General features: G+C 63.9%; 16 protein-coding genes and 1 other RNA gene. 6 read left to right on the top strand and 11 right to left on the bottom strand.

Annotation, left to right across the window (positions count from 1 at the left end; translation table 11 throughout):
* Positions 1–78 precede the first annotated feature (78 nt).
* Positions 79–1,827: a DNA primase gene (dnaG, locus tag VC212_RS17735; protein ID WP_323515096.1), complete on the top strand. Its 1,749-nt coding sequence runs from the start codon at positions 79–81 to the stop codon at positions 1,825–1,827.
* Complete coding sequence (locus VC212_RS17730) at positions 1,827–2,324, top strand: sulfur transferase domain-containing protein (protein ID WP_323515097.1); 498 nt, start codon at positions 1,827–1,829, stop codon at positions 2,322–2,324. Before dnaG ends, VC212_RS17730 begins: the two co-directional genes overlap by 1 nt.
* 45 nt (positions 2,325–2,369) lie before the next feature.
* Here VC212_RS17730 and VC212_RS17725 read toward each other — a convergent pair.
* A non-coding RNA gene (locus VC212_RS17725) (sX9 sRNA) lies at positions 2,370–2,446 on the bottom strand.
* A gap of 87 nt (positions 2,447–2,533) precedes the next feature.
* Between VC212_RS17725 and VC212_RS17720 the strand changes: the two genes are divergently transcribed.
* Positions 2,534–3,580, top strand: a complete 1,047-nt coding sequence (locus VC212_RS17720) for a bile acid:sodium symporter family protein (RefSeq protein WP_055847460.1) — start codon at positions 2,534–2,536, stop codon at positions 3,578–3,580.
* A 224-nt stretch (positions 3,581–3,804) separates the two neighbouring features.
* The gene (locus VC212_RS17715; RefSeq protein WP_323515098.1) at positions 3,805–5,385 is read left to right on the top strand and encodes a thioredoxin family protein; all 1,581 of its coding nucleotides are present in this window, start codon (positions 3,805–3,807) and stop codon (positions 5,383–5,385) included.
* Positions 5,386–5,451: 66 nt separating this feature from the next.
* Here the strand turns inward: VC212_RS17715 and cyoE are convergent, their stop codons facing one another.
* From cyoE to VC212_RS17695, 4 genes are read right to left on the bottom strand one after another with little or no spacing between them, the layout of a single operon-like run.
* Positions 5,452–6,348 carry a heme o synthase gene (gene cyoE, locus VC212_RS17710; protein WP_323515099.1) on the bottom strand — a complete coding sequence of 299 codons (897 nt, stop codon included), beginning with the start codon at positions 6,346–6,348 and terminating at the stop codon, positions 5,452–5,454.
* Between the two features lie 2 nt (positions 6,349–6,350).
* Positions 6,351–7,514 (bottom strand): COX15/CtaA family protein, encoded by a 1,164-nt coding sequence (locus tag VC212_RS17705; RefSeq protein WP_323515100.1) that lies wholly within the window; start codon positions 7,512–7,514, stop codon positions 6,351–6,353.
* A 10-nt stretch (positions 7,515–7,524) separates the two neighbouring features.
* Positions 7,525–8,100, bottom strand: coding sequence for a hypothetical protein (locus tag VC212_RS17700; RefSeq protein WP_115554777.1), 576 nt, complete (start codon positions 8,098–8,100; stop codon positions 7,525–7,527).
* A 27-nt stretch (positions 8,101–8,127) separates the two neighbouring features.
* Complete coding sequence (locus VC212_RS17695; RefSeq protein ID WP_323515101.1) at positions 8,128–8,853, bottom strand: SURF1 family protein; 726 nt, start codon at positions 8,851–8,853, stop codon at positions 8,128–8,130.
* Positions 8,854–8,913: 60 nt separating this feature from the next.
* Between VC212_RS17695 and VC212_RS17690 the strand changes: the two genes are divergently transcribed.
* Positions 8,914–9,132 carry a twin transmembrane helix small protein gene (locus VC212_RS17690; protein WP_005996896.1) on the top strand — a complete coding sequence of 73 codons (219 nt, stop codon included), beginning with the start codon at positions 8,914–8,916 and terminating at the stop codon, positions 9,130–9,132.
* A gap of 103 nt (positions 9,133–9,235) precedes the next feature.
* Here the strand turns inward: VC212_RS17690 and VC212_RS17685 are convergent, their stop codons facing one another.
* Genes VC212_RS17685 through VC212_RS17660 form a run of 6 tightly spaced genes read right to left on the bottom strand, consistent with a single transcriptional unit; the run spans position 9,236 to position 14,003 of the window.
* Complete coding sequence (locus VC212_RS17685; RefSeq protein WP_055847444.1) at positions 9,236–10,111, bottom strand: cytochrome c oxidase subunit 3; 876 nt, start codon at positions 10,109–10,111, stop codon at positions 9,236–9,238.
* Between the two features lie 37 nt (positions 10,112–10,148).
* Positions 10,149–10,745, bottom strand: coding sequence for a cytochrome c oxidase assembly protein (locus tag VC212_RS17680; protein ID WP_055847441.1), 597 nt, complete (start codon positions 10,743–10,745; stop codon positions 10,149–10,151).
* Positions 10,742–10,915, bottom strand: a complete 174-nt coding sequence (locus VC212_RS17675) for a hypothetical protein (RefSeq protein ID WP_003484652.1) — start codon at positions 10,913–10,915, stop codon at positions 10,742–10,744. The genes VC212_RS17680 and VC212_RS17675 overlap by 4 nt, the downstream gene beginning before the upstream one ends.
* Entirely contained in the window at positions 10,896–12,500 is a 1,605-nt protein-coding gene (gene ctaD, locus VC212_RS17670) for a cytochrome c oxidase subunit I (protein WP_046964238.1), read from the bottom strand. Before ctaD ends, VC212_RS17675 begins: the two co-directional genes overlap by 20 nt.
* A gap of 41 nt (positions 12,501–12,541) precedes the next feature.
* A complete protein-coding gene (gene coxB, locus VC212_RS17665; RefSeq protein WP_311239990.1) occupies positions 12,542–13,510 on the bottom strand; it encodes a cytochrome c oxidase subunit II in 969 nt (322 codons plus the stop codon).
* Between the two features lie 16 nt (positions 13,511–13,526).
* On the bottom strand, positions 13,527–14,003 hold the full coding sequence (locus VC212_RS17660) for a DUF2244 domain-containing protein (RefSeq protein WP_323515107.1): 477 nt from the start codon (positions 14,001–14,003) through the stop codon (positions 13,527–13,529).
* Positions 14,004–14,281: 278 nt separating this feature from the next.
* Here VC212_RS17660 and putA point away from each other — a divergent pair, with 278 nt between their 5' ends.
* Positions 14,282–17,482 carry a bifunctional proline dehydrogenase/L-glutamate gamma-semialdehyde dehydrogenase PutA gene (gene putA / locus VC212_RS17655; protein WP_323515103.1) on the top strand — a complete coding sequence of 1,067 codons (3,201 nt, stop codon included), beginning with the start codon at positions 14,282–14,284 and terminating at the stop codon, positions 17,480–17,482.
* Positions 17,483–18,075: the final 593 nt, after the last annotated feature.

Genomic DNA, 18,075 nt, shown 5'->3' with positions numbered 1-18,075 from the left:
GCTGATGCGGGCATCGCTAGCGCATACCGACGTCCTCTAAAACAAGGCGGCCGCTGGCCGCTGCGATATCCTAGCGGGATGGCCCGCATCCCCGACGCATTCATCGACGAACTGCTTGCACGCACCGACATCGTCGAAGTGGTGGGCGGCCGCGTGCCGCTCAAGCGTCAGGGCAAGGAGTATTCGGCGCGTTGTCCGTTCCACGACGAGCGCTCGGCCTCGTTCACGGTCTCGCCGACCAAGCAGTTCTATCACTGCTTCGGCTGCGGCGCGCATGGCACCGCGATCAGCTTTTTGATGAATTACGACCGCCTCGAATTTCTCGATGCGGTCGACGAGCTGGCCAAGCGCGCCGGCATGGAAATTCCGCGCGATACCCAACAGCGCACGCCGCAGCAGCAGGACGACAGCCGCGAGCTGTATTCGGCACTGGAAGCGGCCACCAAGTTCTTCCAGCGTCAGCTCGAAGGCAGCGCGCGCGCGGCCGAGTATCTGGATGGGCGCGGCGTGGACGCCGACAACCGCGCGCGTTTCCAGATCGGCTATGCGCCCGATGGCTACAGCGCATTGAAAGACACCCTGGGCACCGATGCGCGCCGCATGAGCGTGCTCGAACGTGCCGGGCTGTTTTCCAAAAACGACCGCGGCCATGTCTACGACAAATTCCGCGACCGAGTGATGTTCCCGATCTTCGATCGCCGTGGCCGGGTGATCGCCTTCGGCGGTCGCATCATGGGCGCGCCGGCCGATGGCCGCGACCCGGGACCGAAGTATCTCAATTCGCCGGAAACCGCACTGTTCCACAAGGGCCGCGAGCTGTATGGCCTGTGGCAGGTGCGCCAGGCCAACCAGAAGATCGAGCGGCTGATCGTGGTGGAGGGCTACATGGACGTGGTCTCGCTGTTCCAGTTCGGCGTCACCCAGGCGGTGGCCACGTTGGGCACCGCCACCACGCCCGAACATGCCGAACTGCTGTTCCGCAATGCGCCGGATGTGTACTTCTGCTTCGATGGCGACAACGCCGGCCGCAAGGCTGGGTGGCGCGCGCTCGAATCGGTGCTGCCGCGCATGAAGGACGGCCGCCAGGCGTTCTTCCTGTTCCTGCCCGATGGCGAAGACCCGGACACCATCGTGCGCAAGGAAGGTGCGCAGGCCTTCGATCAGCGCCTGAAACAGGCCACGCCGCTGTCGCAATTCTTCTTCGACGAAATGTCGCGCGAGATCAATCTGCACACGCTCGATGGCAAAGCGCGCCTGGCCGAGCGTGCCAAGCCGATGCTGGCGCAGATTCCCGAAGGCGCCTTCGGCGATCTGATGAAGCAGGAACTGGCGCGCATGACCGGCGTCGGTGCGAGCATGTCCGCGCAGCAGTCCTCTTCCAAAACGCGGCCGCCTGCGCGCATGGCTGCGCCCACGCAGAAACGCAGCCTGGTGCGTGCGTCGATCGCCATTCTGTTGCAACAACCCTCACTGGCGATGAGCCTGGAAGGCGACCACGATTTTTCCGGGTTGCGCCTGCCCGGCATCGAGCTGTTGATGGAGCTGCTGGCGCTGGTGCGGCAACGGCCGGAAATCAGCACCGGCGCGCTGCTGGAACACTTCGCCGACCGCGAGGAACTGGTTGCGCTGCAGAAGCTGGCCGCGCAGGAGCTCCCCGGCGACGAGCACAGCTGGGCGATCGAGTTGCACGACGTCGTCGCCCAACTCGACAAACAGTTACTGCGTCAGCGCGTGGAAGAACTGCAGACCAAACAGCGCGCGCAGGGCCTGGACAACACCGACAAATACGAAATGCGCGAATTGCTCAAGGCGCTCGCAGCGTTGTGATGCTCCAGTGCCTACGCCATGCGGCCTGGTGCATTGCGCTGCTCAGCGGCGCCGCGTTGGCGCAGACAACGCCCGCAGGCACCGTTCGCAATCTCATCAGTTCCGGCCAGCCCACGCAGGCGGACCTACGTGCTGCTGCTGCCCAGGGCGTGACCACCGTGATCGATTTACGCGCCCCCGAGGAGCCACGCGGTTACGACGAAATCGCAGCCGCCAACGCATTGGGTCTGCGCTATGTCCGCCTGCCGATCCGCAACGCCGATGCACTCACGCCAGAGGCCGCACGCGCCTTGCAGCGGGTGCTCAATCAACAACAGCAGGGCACGGTGTTACTGCATTGCGCCAGCGGCAATCGCGCCGGCGCGCTGCTGGCCCTGCTCGCCGCACGCGAAGGCGCCAGTCCCGAACAGGCGCTGCAGATCGGGCGCGATGCCGGCATGCAGCCATCGCTGGAAGCGGCTGTACGCAAGCAACTCGGCGCCGAACCGCAGCGCTGAGACCCCGCGGGGACACCGGCGGCAACAACGACGCAGGCTTAGAGCGGCTAACAACACGTAGCGAGCAGTCGTCAGGCGGGGGTGAAAGGCGCGCTCAGAACCGGAGTGTCCGGGTGGTACATGCCGCACCGAGCACAGGCCGCGCCCGCCTGACGGCTGCGCAGTCGTTGTGTTGACCGCTCTTAGGCAGCGCCCGCACGCGTCGTAGAATGATCCGCTCCCCGCGCACGTTCGCGCGATACCGTCGGATCTCGATGAAGAAGCTGCTGGCGCGGTTGCGCATTGACCCTTTCACCCTCGCGCTGCTGTGCACGGTCACGCTCGCCTCGTTGTTGCCGGTCTCCGGCGCTGCCGCCGCGATCATGGACGATGTCACCGATGTGGCGATCGCTGCGCTGTTCTTCCTGCATGGCGCACGGCTGTCGCGCGAAGCGGTCAAGGCAGGCGCGCTGCATTGGCGCCTGCATCTGGTGATCCTGGCCTGCACGTTCGTGCTGTTTCCGCTGCTCGGCTTGTTGTTCAAGCCAGTGGCGCATATCGCACTGACGCCGGAACTGTACATCGGCGTGCTGTTCTTGTGCGCACTGCCGTCCACGGTGCAGTCGTCGATCGCTTTCACCTCGATGGCGCGCGGTAACGTGCCGGCCGCTGTTTGCGCGGCCTCGCTTTCCAGCTTGCTGGGCGTGTTTTTCACCCCGTTGCTGATGGGCGCGATGGTCGGCAGCCAGGGCGCGATGGCGCACCCGGCCGAGGCCATCGGCAAGATCCTGCTGCAGCTGCTGGTGCCGTTTTTGGCTGGCCATTTCATGCGCCCGTGGATCGGCGGCTGGGTCGAGCGCCATCGCGCAGTGCTGCGCTATACCGACCAGGGCACGATCCTGCTGGTGGTCTACACCGCCTTCAGCGCATCGGTGAACGAAGGACTGTGGCAGAAGACACCATTGCCGGCATTGCTCGCGGTGCTGGGCGCTGCGGCGCTGTTGCTGGCAGTGGCCATGCTGTCGATCACCTTCCTTGCGCGCCGGCTTGGCTTCAACCGCGCCGACGAAATCGCCATCGTGTTTTGCGGCTCGAAAAAGAGCCTGGCCACCGGTGTGCCGATGGCCAAGGTGATGTTTGCCGGTGGCGGCCTGGGCGCGATCGTGTTGCCGATCATGCTGTATCACCAGTTGCAGCTGATCGTGTGCGCGTTCGTAGCCGCGCGCTACGCGCGTAGCGCGCCGGGCGATCCGCCGCCGGCCACCGGCCGCCACTGAAGCGGGAACCCCGGCGATCAGGCGGCGCCGATGCGATCGCCTGCGCTCGCACGATTGGCCGTGCGCTGGCCGTCGAACGCACCCAGACCGGTGCGTTGCGCGTAACAACAATTCGCATCGGATGCCGTTGCCGGCATGTGTGCAGGGATACAACGGTCATGACCTCGATCGGCGCGGGCGCAGCCCACGCTGATCCATCCCCTGCCGCCTCCCCTGGTGATCCCATGAAGCTGTCCCGCCGACGCCTTTCCCCGTCCTTGATCGCACTGCTTGCGGTGCTTGCTACCCTGACCGCCTGCAACAAGCCCGTGCCACCGTCGGCACCCGCACACATCACACCCGCCGCCGCACCTGCCGCAGACACCGGGATCGCCTGGCACGAAGGCGACATCGAAGACGCGTTTGCCGAAGCCAAGGAAAGCGGCAAGCCGATCCTGCTGTACTGGGGCGCGGCCTGGTGCCCACCATGCAACCAGTTGAAGGCCACCTTGTTCAAGGATCCGGCGTTCATCGCGCGCACGCGGCAGTTTGTCGCGGTGCACCTGGATGGCGACTCGCAAGGCGCGCAGGCCTGGGGCGAGCAATTCGGCATCAAGGGCTACCCGACCATCATCGTGCTACGCGCGGACCGCAGCGAAATCACCCGTCTGGCCGGCGATAGCGACAACGCCCGTCTTGCCGATGTGCTGCGGGTGGCGGCCACCAGCACCACCACCGTCAAACAGCTGTTGGACAAGGCGCAGCGCGCACCGCAGGAACTCAGCGCGGACGACTGGGCCGTGCTCAGCAACTATGCCTGGGGCATGGACGACCGGCTGATCAAGGCCGATGACGCCGCCGGGTTGCTCGCACGCCTGTCTAAGGCCGCCCCGCAACCGGCACTGCAACACCGGTTTGCGCTCTCGGCGCTGGCCGCAGCGGAAAAGCCCCCCGCGCCAGACCCGGCCTATCGCACCCTGTTGGAGGCGGTCCTGGCCGATCCGGCCGAACTGCGCGCGAACCTCGGCACGCTGAGCTACGTCGCCGCGCGTCTGGTCGGTGCGGCCAGTACCGACGCCGGCGAACGTGCCGCCCTGTCGACCAAGCTCGATCAGGCATTGGATACCGTCTATGCCGATACCAGCGTGTCGATCAGCGACCGCCTGGGCACTGCGTACGCGAAGATGCAACTTGCACGCCTTGCGCAAGGGCAGCCGACCGAGACCGAGCCGAAGGGGCCACAACCGCCGTTGCCGGCAGCGGTGGTCGCTGCCGTGCACCAGCGCGTGCAAACGGCAGTGGACGCGGCCAAGACCGTCGAGGAACGGCAATCCATCATCAGCGACGCGGCTTCGTTGTTGAGCGAGGTAGGCGACAGCAGCGCCGCCGAGCAATTGCTGCTGGCCGAACTGGGACGCAGCAAGACTCCGTACTACTACATGCCGGAACTCTCCCAGCTCGCCGAAGAACGCGGCGATCGCAAGACCGCGCTGTCCTGGCTCAAGAAGGCCTATGAAACTGCCGATGGCCCCTCTATCCGCATGCGGGTCAGCATGATGTATGTGGACGGGCTGATCCGGCTGAGCCCCGACGACACCGCCGGCATCGAAGCAGCTGCCACACAGGTGATCGGCGATCTGGCCACACAGTCCGATGGCTACCGTCAGCGCACCCGTCAGCGCTTCGACCGGCTGGGCGCCTCATTGAAGACCTGGAGCAAGCAGCATCACCAGGAAGGCAACGCGGTGCTGGCACGACTCCGGCAGAAAATGCAGGCCAGCTGCGACAGCAAGAACACCAGCGCGTGCAGTAGCTGGCTAAGCTGAGCCAGCACAACCCGGCAGGCATCTTTGCAGCGGCAATCGGGCTGCCTCAGATGTCTGCCGCGGTTCTCACTGCACCCACGGCAACAGCAGGTGATCGACCATCAAAAACGCAAACAACGCCATCAGATACACGATGGAATAGCCGAACATCTTCATCGAAAACAATTCGTCCGGCGGGTCCAGCATGCGCCACGCATACCAGAGGAACACCGCGTTGAGCACCACCGCGCCGCCGAGATAAAACACCCCACTCATGCCCACTGCCACCGGCAGCAGCGTCACGATCGCCAACACGATCGTGTAGATGAGGATCTGCTTGCGCGTGTGCGGCACCCCGTGGGTCACCGGCAACATCGGGATCGCCGCCTTGGCGTAATCGGCACGGCGGAAAATCGCCAGCGCCCAGAAATGCGGCGGCGTCCAGATGAAGATGATCAGCACCAGGATCGAAGCATTGATCCAGTCGGCGGTGGTCGGCAGCCCGGTGACCGCCGCCCAGCCCAGCATCGGCGGCGTGGCGCCGGCCAGCCCGCCGATCACGATGTTCTGCGAGGTCGCCCGTTTCAGGTAGACGGTGTAGATCACCGCATAGCCGATCATCGAAGCGAAGGTCAGCACCGCGGTGATGACGTTCACCCAGACCACCAGCATGGTCATGGAGATCACAATCAGTACGCTGGCAAACACCATCACCTGCCACGGCCGTACCTTGCCCACTACCAACGGACGCCAGGACGTGCGCGCCATCTGCGCGTCGATCTTGGCATCGAGTAATTGATTGATTGCTGCCGCCGCCGAGGCGGCCAGCCAGATCCCCACAAACCCCAACGTGCCCGCACGCACCTGGGCCCAGGTGGGCACGCCGGGAATGGCCAGGAACATGCCCACCAGCGCGGTGAACACGATCAGTGCCACCACCTTCGGCTTGGTCAGATCCCAGTAATCGCGTGCACTGACAGCCATGCTCATTCCGGCGCGCGCAGCCGCGCCAATAGCGACACCAGCACGAACAGCAATGCCACCGCGCCACCGTTATGCAGCACCGACACTTCCAGCGGCAAGGCCAGCTTGACGTTGAGCATGCCCAGCGTCACCTGCACCGCCACCAGCACCGCCAGCGCCGTCGCCCACACGCGCATCCCCGGCGAACGCGACAAGCGCCACGCCAGCCACCACAGATACAGGGCGGTCGCGATCGCCCACAAGCGATGCGCCATCTGGATGGCGATACGCGCCGCGCCATCGAGCACGCCACCTTCGTAATCCACACCGATCCCGCGCCACAGCGTGAAGCCTTCGAGGAAATCATGCGTCGGCCACCATTGGCTGACGCAACGCGGGAAGTTGTCCGCAGACCAGCTACCGCCGCCGCAGGCCAGCGCCGCATAGTTGGAGCTGACCCAGCCGCCCAGCGCGATCTGCAGGCCCAGCACCGCCACACCCAGACGCAGCAGCCACTTCAGCCGCGAAGCGTCGGCCAGCGTGATCGGCAAATGGGTCGCCCGCCACGCCATCCACACCAGCAACGAAAACATCAGCATGCCGCCGAGCAGATGGCCCATCACCACGATGGGCTTGAGCAGCAGCGTCACCGTCCACATGCCCAGCAGCGCCTGGAAGATCACCACCGCCAGCGTCAGCACGCCGGCACGTGCCAGATCGATATTGCTCCAGCGCAGCGCCGCCAGCAGCAGGATTGCCTCGCCGGCGGCTGCCACACCCATCGCCAGCGTGTGCCAGCCGGACATGTACAAGGGGATCGAGAGCGCCACCAGCGCCGCTGCCGACACGACCTGCGCAATGCCCATGCGGCGGCGACGCGCGGCCAGCAGCGCCAGCACCAACACTTCCACGCCCAGCGCGCCGGCCAGGAAGCGGTGCACCTGCTCGCGCCAGGCCTTGTGCGATTCCAGCGGGCGAATCTTGCTGGCCACGTGCGTGTTGGCTTCGTCGGCAGTCTGCGGCCAGGTGACGCGGCCATAGCAGGTCGGCCAGTCCGGACAGCTCATGCCGGCATCGGACAGGCGCACGAACGAGCCGAACAAAATCGTGCTCGCAGTGAACAGCGCCGCAAGCCAGGCCATGCGGTGGAAGTGGCGGAACAATGCCGGTGGCGCAAACAGATTCATCGAGACGGGCTCACATCAATTTCAGCAGCTTGACCAGATCCGCACGCAAGCCGGCCGGGTCGAAACCCGGGGCATAGCGCAGGATCACGAAGCCGTTGGGGTCGATCACATACACCGGCACGCCGGCCGCATCGTTGCCACGCGGCAGTGCGCGCCGCAACGAGGCATCGTCACGCAGAACGCGCAAGGCCGGCATTGGCGGCAGACCGGCAGGCGGCGTGCCGATCCACAGCACCTCCACCTTGTCGGCGCGATGCCCAAGCAGCTGCCAGACCTTGTCCAGTTCCGCGGCCAATGCCACGCATTGCTGCGCACAGTCTGCCGGTGGTGCGAGCGCGATCCGCCAGATGCGCTCGCCAGGTGCCCACGCGTATGGTTTCCCGTCCGCGCGCACCGGCACCAGCGCACGCAGGTCGGCGGGCGGATTGAGCAATTGTCCGTTGTTGCGCATCGACGCCGGCTGCCAACCGGAGAAGCGCAGCACGCCGGCCAGCAACATCGAGCCGAAGAACAGCACTGCCAGGGCAATCAGCATCCTGCGGCCGCGTTTGACCGAGTGCGGCGTGGCCGATGTGGGAGAGGTCATGCCGGCGATTTTCTCATGCCGCGCGGGTCAGTGCCCGCGCCGCCGACGGCGCCGCGCACGCCAGGTCAGCAGCGTTGCAGTGGCCAGCACCGCCGCTGCAAGACCGAACCATTGCACCGCGTAACCCAAGTGCCGCGCGGGTGGCAACGTGTTCGGAAGCATCTCCAGATCGCGCTCGTAACCGACCGGCACCACTGGATCCAGGCGCAATACCTGCGACGAAATGTCGCGCCTTCCCAGCGTGCTGCGCACCGCCTGCACATCCAGCCGTGTCGCCAGCCAGGTATTGGACGTGGCGGTGGGCGCCAGTGCCGGCCCGATTGCCAGACCGGATGACGGCGGCGCGCTCAACAACCCCTGCAGGTCGCGCGTACCTTCCAGTGCAGTGATGCTCGGCAATTGCCGATTCGCCGGCAGCGGCAACCAACCCAGGTCGACCAGCAACGTATGCGATGTGCCTTGCGCCGCGGCGAGTTGGTAGACGCGCACACCGGCACGTCCGGCATGCAATTGATTGTCCAGCAGCACCTGCTGCGGCAAGAACCGTACGCGTCCGCTCACCCACGCCAACTCCTGCCGCGCGGCCACTGCCTGCACCAGGGTCAACGGCGTGTCGCGCACATGCGCGGCGCGTTCCAACAACGCTTGCTTGCTGTGCATGCGCTGCAATTGCCACTGCCCGAGCGCAACAAACCCCGCGCTGACCAGCACGGCCAGCGCCCAACCCAACACCGCCGTGTGCTTGCGCGTCATGACAAGCGACGCAAAAAAGCGTGCAATGCCCGGACCACGTCGACGACCACCGGGGCTGTTGTGAACGATTCGCTCAAGACGCTGCTGATTGTCGCCTTCCTGATCGTGATCCTGTGGAACCTGGGTGCCGGTCTGTATTACCTGCTCACCGACCGCGGCCAGACCAAACGCACCGTCAATGCACTGACCTGGCGCATTGGATTGTCAGTCGCATTGATCGCCATCGTGATCATCGGCATCTACACCGGCTGGATCAAGCCGCATGGCATCGGACGCTGAGGCGGCCGGGAATGGAGAATCGGGAGTAGGGAATCGTAGAAGCAAAAGCAGGCTCGCTCTGGCGATTCCCGATTCCCGATTCCCGATTCCCGATTCTCGATTCTCAAAGCACATACACGAACAGGAACAGCGCTAGCCACACCACGTCGACGAAGTGCCAGTACCATGCGGCCGCTTCAAAGGCGAAGTGGTTGTCGCGGCTGAAGTGGCCCTTGGCCGCGCGTAGCCACATTACCGCCAGCATGATCGTGCCCAACAGCACATGCATGCCGTGGAAGCCGGTGAGCATAAAGAACGTGGAGCCGTAAATTCCCGAGCCCAGCGTGAGATTGAGTTCGGTGTAGGCGTGGATGTATTCCTCTGCCTGCAGGAACAAAAACACGCAACCCAACAGCACCGTCAACCCCAACCACAGCAGCAGCGCACCACGCCGGCCGCCTTTCAGTGCGTGATGCGCAATGGTCAGCGTCACACCAGAGGTGAGCAAAATCAGCGTATTGATCAGCGGCAACCCCCAGGCCGGAATGGTCTGGAATTGCCCGCCGATCGTGCCCGGACCATTGGTCGGCCAGGCAGCGGAATAGCCGTTCCACAGCAGCTCGTTGGTCATCACGCCATCGCCTTCGCCACCCAGCCAGGGCAGCGTCAGCACGCGCGTGTAGAACAAGGCGCCGAAGAAGGCGCCGAAGAACATCACCTCGGAAAAAATGAACCACACCATCCCCATGCGGAACGAGCCGTCCACCTGGCGGTTGTAGTTACCGGCGTTGGACTCGCGAATGACATCGCCAAACCACATGAACAAGGTCGCCAGCAACATCGCCATGCCGGCGAAGAATGTCCAGCGTCCCCAGGCCGCATCGTTGAGCCAACTGGCCACGCCAATCATCATCACGAACATCGCAATCGACCCGACAAAGGGCCATTTGCTCTGCGTCGGGACGAAATACGCATCGGCGTTGGGACTGTGATCGGCCATGGCGTTGCTTCCGTGTCGTGGTACGGGTGGATGAAGGTTACGGCGCCGCGCGCGGCGCGCCGGATACGGCGCCGCCCTGCAGTTCGGAGGTCAGCGCGTCGTTGCGATAGAACGTGTAGGACAAGGTGATCGTGGTGACTTCTGCAGGCAACGCAGGGTCCACGATGAAACGCAGCGGCATGTCGCGCGTCTCCCCGGCCTGCAGTGTCTGCGCGGTGAAACAGAAACATTCGGTCTTGTTGAAGTAGCCCGACGCACGCGCCGGCGCAACCGACGGCACTGCACTACCCACCACCGCCCGCTTGCTGTCGTTGCGCGCGAAATACAGTGCCTCGTTGAGTTCGCCCGGCACCACGTCCATCGTCATTTGCTCGGGATGGAACGTCCAGGGCAGTTTGGAATTGACCCCGGCATCGAACTCCACCCGCACCGTGCGTTTGCCAGCCCCCACCGCATTGGATGCACCCTCACGCGTGCTACCCGGTGCGCGTTCCATGCGAATGCCGAAGACTTTTTCGCACGCGATGCGGTACAGCGGCACCAGCGAAAAGGTCAGCACAAAGACGCCTAGCACCACGCCCAGCAGCTTGAACAAGCCGGCGGTTGGCGCATGCGTGGGCGCGCGCGCAGTCATCGGCCGATGACGCCCGAGGCAATGAAGCCGGCATAGATCAGCAACGCAATGATCCCCACCGTGATTGCCGTGCGGCGTACCGCGCGGCGCTGCTGCGCCTGCCGTTCGGCAGCGGAAAGTAGACGCGTCACCGCCGGCTCCGACGCCGACTCAGTGGCCGATGTCTTCATGCGCAAGATCTCCAGGCTTGATGACCGGCGGCACGGTGAAGGTATGTGCAGGCGCCGGCGAAGGCACCGTCCACTCCAGACCCTTTGCACCTTCCCAGGCGCGCGCATCGGCGCGGGCACCGCTGCGTAGCGACGCAAGCAAAATGGCGGCCATCAGGAACGGCGTAGCAAACATGCCGAACGCACCGATCGAACTGACCAGATTCCAGTCGGCAAACACCACGTTGTAGTCGGGGATGCGCCGCGGCATGCCGGCCAGACCGAGGAAGTGTTGCGGGAAGAACAACAGGTTGACGAAGATCATCGTCCACCAGAAATGGAACTTGGCCCAGGCCTCGTTGTACATGCGCCCGGTCCACTTCGGCCACCAGTAGTACACCGCTGCAATCAAGGCAAACACCGCGCCGGTGACCAACACGTAATGGAAATGCGCCACCACAAAATACGTATCGTGATACTGGAAGTCCGCCGGCACGATCGCCAGCATCAGGCCGGAAAAACCACCGATGCTGAAGAGGATCACAAACGCCACGGCCCACAGCATCGGCGATTCGAACGTCAGCGAGCCTTTCCACATCGTGCTGACCCAGTTGAACACCTTCACCCCGGTCGGGATGGAGATCAACATCGTGGCGAACATGAAATAGATCTCACCACCGAGCGGCATGCCCACGGTGAACATGTGGTGCGCCCACACAATGAAGCTCAAAAACGCGATCGCGGCGATCGCATAGACCATCGCCTGATAGCCGAACAGCGGCTTGCGGCTGAAGGTGGGGATGATTTCGCTGACCACGCCGAACGCCGGCAGGATCATGATGTACACCTCCGGGTGCCCGAAGAACCAGAAGATGTGCTGGTACATCACCGGGTCGCCGCCGCCGGCCGCGTTGAAGAAGCTGGTGCCGAAAAACTTGTCGGTCAGCAACATCGTGACCGCACCGGCCAGCACCGGCATGACCGCGATCAGCAGGAACGCGGTGATCAGCCAGGCCCAGCAGAAGATAGGCATCTTGAGCAGATCGATGCCCGGCGCACGCATGTTGAGCACGGTGGCGATGATGTTGATCGCCCCCATGATCGAGCTGACGCCAGCCACGTGGATCGCGAACACGCTGAAGGCCACGTTGTAGCCACCCTGCAGCGACAGCGGTGGATACAGCGTCCAGCCGCCGGCTGGTGCGCCACCGGGCAGGAACAGCGTCAACAGCAACAAGGTAAAGGCGACCGGCAACAACCAGAACGACCAGTTGTTCATGCGCGGCAATGCCATGTCCGGCGCGCCGATCTGTAACGGAATCATCCAGTTCGCCAGACCGACGAAGGCCGGCATCACCCCACCGAAGATCATCACCAGCGCATGCACGGTGGTCATCTGGTTGAAGAATTCGGGCTTGACGAACTGCAGGCCGGGCTGCATGAGTTCGGCGCGGATCACCACGCTCATCGCCGCGCCGATGATGAACATCACGAAGGAGAACAGCAGGTACAGCGTGCCGATGTCCTTGTGATTGGTCGAAAAGAACCAGCGCTCGACGAAGCCGGGCTGATGGTGTCCGTGGTGATCGACTGCGGTATGCGCCATGACGGAACGACCTCTGTGAAGCGGTGCGGTTGCGAGCGGTATTAGAGAGCGGCGGTCGGTGCGGCAGCTTGTGCTGCTGGTGCCGCCGCGGGTGCAGCCTCACCGGTAGGTGCTGTCGCTGGTGCTGCGGGCGTGGGCGCTGCTGCTGGGGCTGCTGCCGTCGATGCCGCGGGCGCTGCTGGTGTGGCGCTGCGACGCGATGCCAGCCAACGCTGGAACTCGGCCTTGGGCAGCGCTTCGACCACGATCGGCATGAAGCCATGATCCTTGCCGCACAACTCCGCGCACTGGCCGCGATACACGCCCGGCTGCTCGATATTGGTCCACGCCTCGTTGACGATGCCCGGGATGGCGTCCTGCTTCCAACCCAGTGCAGGCACCCACCACGCATGGATCACGTCGTCGGCGGTGATCACGAAGCGGATTTTGGTATTGACCGGCAGCACCAGGCGATTATCGACATCGAGCAGATAATGCGGTTGCGACGCCGCAGTAGGGCGCTCGCCGCTCTGCCGGATGCGGTCCGACTCGCGCGCCAGGCGGCTGGTGAATTCCACGCCCTGGCCCAGATACTCGTACTTCCACATCCACTGATAGCCGGTGACCTTGACGGTCATTTCCGACTCGCGGGTGTCGTACATCGCAATCAATTTGGCCGTTGCCGGCCACGCCATCGCAATCAGCACCAACACCGGAATCACCGTCCACAGCACCTCGGCCCGCGTGTTGTGGCTGAACTGTGCAGCCACCGCGCCCTTGGACTTGCGGAACTTGAACATCGCATAGCCCATCGCCCCGAACACCAGGACGCCGATCACCACGCACACCCACAGCGCCACCATATGCGCCTCGTAGGCCATGCGTGCGGTCTGCGTCACCCCGCGGCCCATATTGAGCTGCCATTCCTTTGGATCAGCCGATTGCGCCCAGGCGCCCGGTGCGCCGACCAGCGCTGCCATCGCCAGGCCCAACCTTGTGTACGTCGACTTCCAGCTGCTGCGTTGCGTCATTGCCTAGACCCTTACGTCATCGGTGACGGCCATTGGCGGCCGCGAGCAAGCGTTTCAGGGTATCTGCCAGTTCCACACGTTCGGCCGGCCCGAGAAAACTTCCGATCTCGATCTGCCTGCCGCTGCTCACCAACAGCACCCTGTCGTCGCGTTCCATGAATAACCGCACCCAGTGCGGATGTGCCTGAAACGCTGGTGGCGCATGCCCGGACGGAAACACCTCAACTGCGGTCTCCCCTACCCGGATCGCTTCTTCGCGCTCGCCACTTCGCCACAACTGACGTAGCGCCAGCGCCACCATTCCACTGTGCAACAGGGCGAATACCGGCGCGAATACATTACCGGTCCACCACCCCAGGCCCGCAAAGACCCACATCGTTCCGGACAGAACTGCGAACAACAGCACGAATTGCCTGGCCGACAGCGCCCGCGGAGGTCGCAACCGCAATTGCGTCCCAACCCCTTCGGACATCAACGGCAGCACTTCGATCATTGGCAACACGCAGCGGACTGCGGGAACAGCCCGATGGTAGACCCGCGCGAACGCATGCGGCAAGCGTTTCCGCCGATCAGCAAATTGCTGCAGTGCAGCTAAAAATGCGCATAAATCAAATACTTCACTCAAACAGCGGACGGCACAGGCCCGTGAGCGGGTCCACCATCACATCCTTGGGCGACCTGCACAAAACGGCGGGAAAGCTGCCGCTTCCACACAAGTGTGCGGGTGCTCCGGCTCTCTAGAATGCGCAAAGATTCCCAGGCACCTTTCGCATGAACGCTCAGCTCGACTCACTTGCCTCCACCGCCGCCACGCACTCGCTGCTCGCGCCCGAGTTACCAGCCGCGCCCGGCGCATTGCGCGCTGCCATCACCGCTGCCTGGCTCAAGGACGAAGCCGAGCACGTGCACGAACTACTCGACCAGGCGCGCTTGCCGGCCGCAGAACAGGCCAAGGTGCAGGCACTCGCCGCCGATCTGGTCACCCGGGTGCGTGCACGCGCACAGGATCAGGGCGCGATCGAAGCCTTCATGCGCCAGTACGATCTGGGCAGCGAGGAAGGCGTGCTGCTGATGTGCGTGGCCGAGGCACTGCTGCGTATTCCCGACCAGGACACCGCAGACAAGCTGATCCGCGACAAGCTCGGCGATGCGGACTGGAAAAAGCACATGGGCGGCAGCGACTCGGTGCTGGTCAACGCATCGACCTGGGGCTTGATGCTCACCGGCAGGCTGGTGCAACTCAACGACCTTACCCGCGCCGATGTGCCCAGTGCCTTCAAGCGCCTGATCGGCCGCGTCGGCGAGCCGGTGATTCGTCTGGCCGTGCGGCAGGCGATGAAGATCATGGGCCACCAGTTCGTCATGGGACGCACGATCGGCGAGGCGTTGTCGCGTTCGCGCAAGGGCGACAACGCCGATTACCGCTATTCGTTCGACATGCTCGGCGAAGGCGCATTGACCATGAAGGATGCGCAGCGCTATCTGCAGGCGTATCGCGATGCCATCCATGCGATCGGCCGTAGCGGCAGTTTCGTCGGCACCGATGTGTTCGCCGCGCCCAGCATTTCGATCAAGCTCTCTGCGCTGTATCCGCGCTACGAACATGCCAAGCGCGCACGCGTGATGGCCGAACTTGTGCCCGGCGTGCTGGAACTCGCGCAGCTGGCCAAGTCGTATGGCATCGGCTACACCGTCGACGCCGAAGAGGCCGATCGCCTGGAGCTGTCGCTGGACATCATCGAGGCCACCTTTTCCGACCCGTCGCTGGATGGCTGGGAAGGCTATGGCCTGGCGGTACAGGCGTATCAGAAGCGCACGCCCTATACGATCGACTTCCTGGCCGACCTGGCGCGGCGCGTTGGCCGACGCATTCCGGTGCGTCTGGTCAAGGGCGCCTATTGGGATGCGGAGATCAAGCGTGCGCAGATCGAAGGCCACCCCGGCTACCCGGTGTTTACGCGCAAGCAGAACACTGACGTCTCCTACCTGGCCTGCGCACGTCGCATGTTTGCGCACAGCGACGCGCTGTATCCGATGTTCGCCACTCATAACGCGCAGACCATCGCTGCGGTGCGTGCGATTTCAGCGGGTAAGACCTATGAGCATCAGAAACTGCACGGCATGGGCGATGACCTGTATGCCGAGGTGATTCCTGCCGATCGCCTGGGTCTGCCGTGTCGTGTGTATGCACCAGTTGGATCGCATGAAGATCTGCTGCCCTACCTGGTGCGTCGTCTGCTCGAAAACGGCGCCAACTCCAGCTTCGTCAATCGCATTACCGATGAGGACGTCGCCATCGAAGACCTGATCCGCGATCCAGTCGAGGCGGTGTCGTCGTTTGTCTCCATCCCGCACCCCAAGATCCCGCTGCCGACCGATCTGTTGCGCAGCCAGAACCAGAACAGGAAGAACTCCATGGGCGCCAATCTCGCCAACGACAACGATCTGCGGCAGCTGGCCGAGCAACTCAACGCCGCCGTCAAACCGTGGAAGGCAGCGCCGCTTGTACCGGGCGCGGTGATCAGTACCCAGAGCGAAGCAGTGCTGAACCCGGCCGATCGCCGCGAGACGGTTGGGCACTGGCAACCAGCCGATCCCGCGACGGTGCAGAAGGCGCTGGCGTCAGCCGCTGCAGCCCAACCGGGCTGGAACCGCACCCCGGCGGCGAGCCGCGCCACCATCCTGGAACACGCGGCCGACTTGTTAGAGGCGCGCATGCCCGAGTTCATGGCGATCTGCGTCAAGGAAGCCGGCAAGACGCTGCCCGATGCCGTGGCCGAAGTCCGCGAGGCAGTCGACTTCCTGCGCTACTACGCTGGCCAGGCGCGCGCGCAGTTCGGCGCACCCGAGCGCCTGCCCGGACCGACCGGCGAGTCCAATGAACTGCAATTACACGGTCGCGGAGTGTTCGTCTGCATCAGCCCCTGGAATTTCCCGCTTGCCATTTTCCTGGGCCAGGTCGCCGCCGCGCTCGCTGCCGGTAATAGCGTGATCGCCAAACCCGCCGAGCAGACCAATCTGATCGGCTACGCGGCAGTGAAGTTGCTGCACGAAGCCGGCGTACCGGAAGCCGCCGTGCAATTCCTGCCTGGTGACGGCGCCACCGTGGGTGCTGCACTGACCAACGATCCGCGCGTGGCGGGCGTGGCGTTCACCGGTTCCACCGAAACCGCGCGCATCATCAATCGCACCCTGGCCGCGCGCGATGCCGCTATCGGCGTGCTGATCGCCGAGACCGGTGGCCAGAATGCCTTTATCGCCGACTCGTCATCGCTGCCCGAAGCCGTGGTGAAGGATGCAATTTCCAGCGCCTTCATCTCCGCCGGGCAACGCTGCTCGGCGGCGCGCGTGTTGTTTGTCCAGGACGACATTGCCGACAAGGTCATGACCATGCTCGCCGGTGCGATGGGCGAGCTGAAGATCGGAGATCCTGGCTTGCTTTCGACCGACGTTGGTCCGGTAATCGATGCAGATGCGCTCAAGATCCTCGACGATCACGCATCTCGCATGGACCGTGAGGCACGCCTCATCGGAACCACCAAGCTGGAAGACGTCACGGCGCACGGCAGTTTCTTTGCCCCGCGCGCCTATGAATTGACGTCGCTCACCCAGTTGCAACGCGAGGTTTTCGGTCCTGTTCTGCATGTGATTCGCTGGAAAGCCGACCAGCTCGATACCGTTATCGACCAGATCAACGCCACTGGCTACGGCCTGACCTTGGGCGTGCATTCGCGCATCGACGACACCATCGAGCGCATTACATCGCGCGTCGCCGTCGGCAACGTCTACGTCAACCGTAATCAGATTGGCGCCGTCGTCGGTGTCCAGCCATTCGGCGGCCAAGGCCTTTCCGGCACCGGCCCAAAAGCCGGCGGCCCGCACTATCTGCTGCGCTTCGCCACAGAGAAGGTTGTCACCGTCAACACCACCGCAGCAGGCGGCAACGCCTCGCTGCTGACACTGGGTGATTGAAGAAAGGCTGGTTGATCGACAACCACGCAATAAAAACCCCGCGAGAGCGGGGTTTTTTATGTTTGGGATAGAAACACGTCGATCAAGCGTCGTCGATTCACGCATGAAGCGGCCAGCAGGCCAAGCGCATTGGGTCGCCAATCGAGGTTGGCGTCGTGGAATGCATCGGGTCATCAGGTCATTGCAGCCTGGCTTCGCGGCACCGTTCGGCACGCCCTCGTTTAAAAAGCTCTTTAGCCGGTGGAATGCCGGCAGTAGTCTCACCTCTGTTGGGATTCGATCCAATACAGCGAGGTTGATCACTAAAGCTCGTTCGATCGATGATCGTTCATCTGCCTCGATGCCTCTGTGTCTGTGTCTGTGTCAGTGTCACACGCTATGCCGAGCTCACTCGCCGGCATGTTGGCAGCGGCAGCGTCACCTTCCGCTGGCATGAGTCGCCCCTTGCAGCGCGGGCGGCGCCTCACGGGCGGCACCTCACGGGCGGCACCTCTCTATTTGTAGGTCGCGTGCGGCTGGAGGTCGGCATGCAGAAAAGCAATCGAGCGGCGGTCGGCCAGCTATCAGATAGCGGTCTCCAGGAGCAGCCGAGG

Source organism: Xanthomonas sp. WHRI 8932A, assembly GCF_035012785.1.
Classification (GTDB): domain Bacteria; phylum Pseudomonadota; class Gammaproteobacteria; order Xanthomonadales; family Xanthomonadaceae; genus Xanthomonas.
This window is presented reverse-complemented; position numbering and strand designations above follow the sequence as displayed.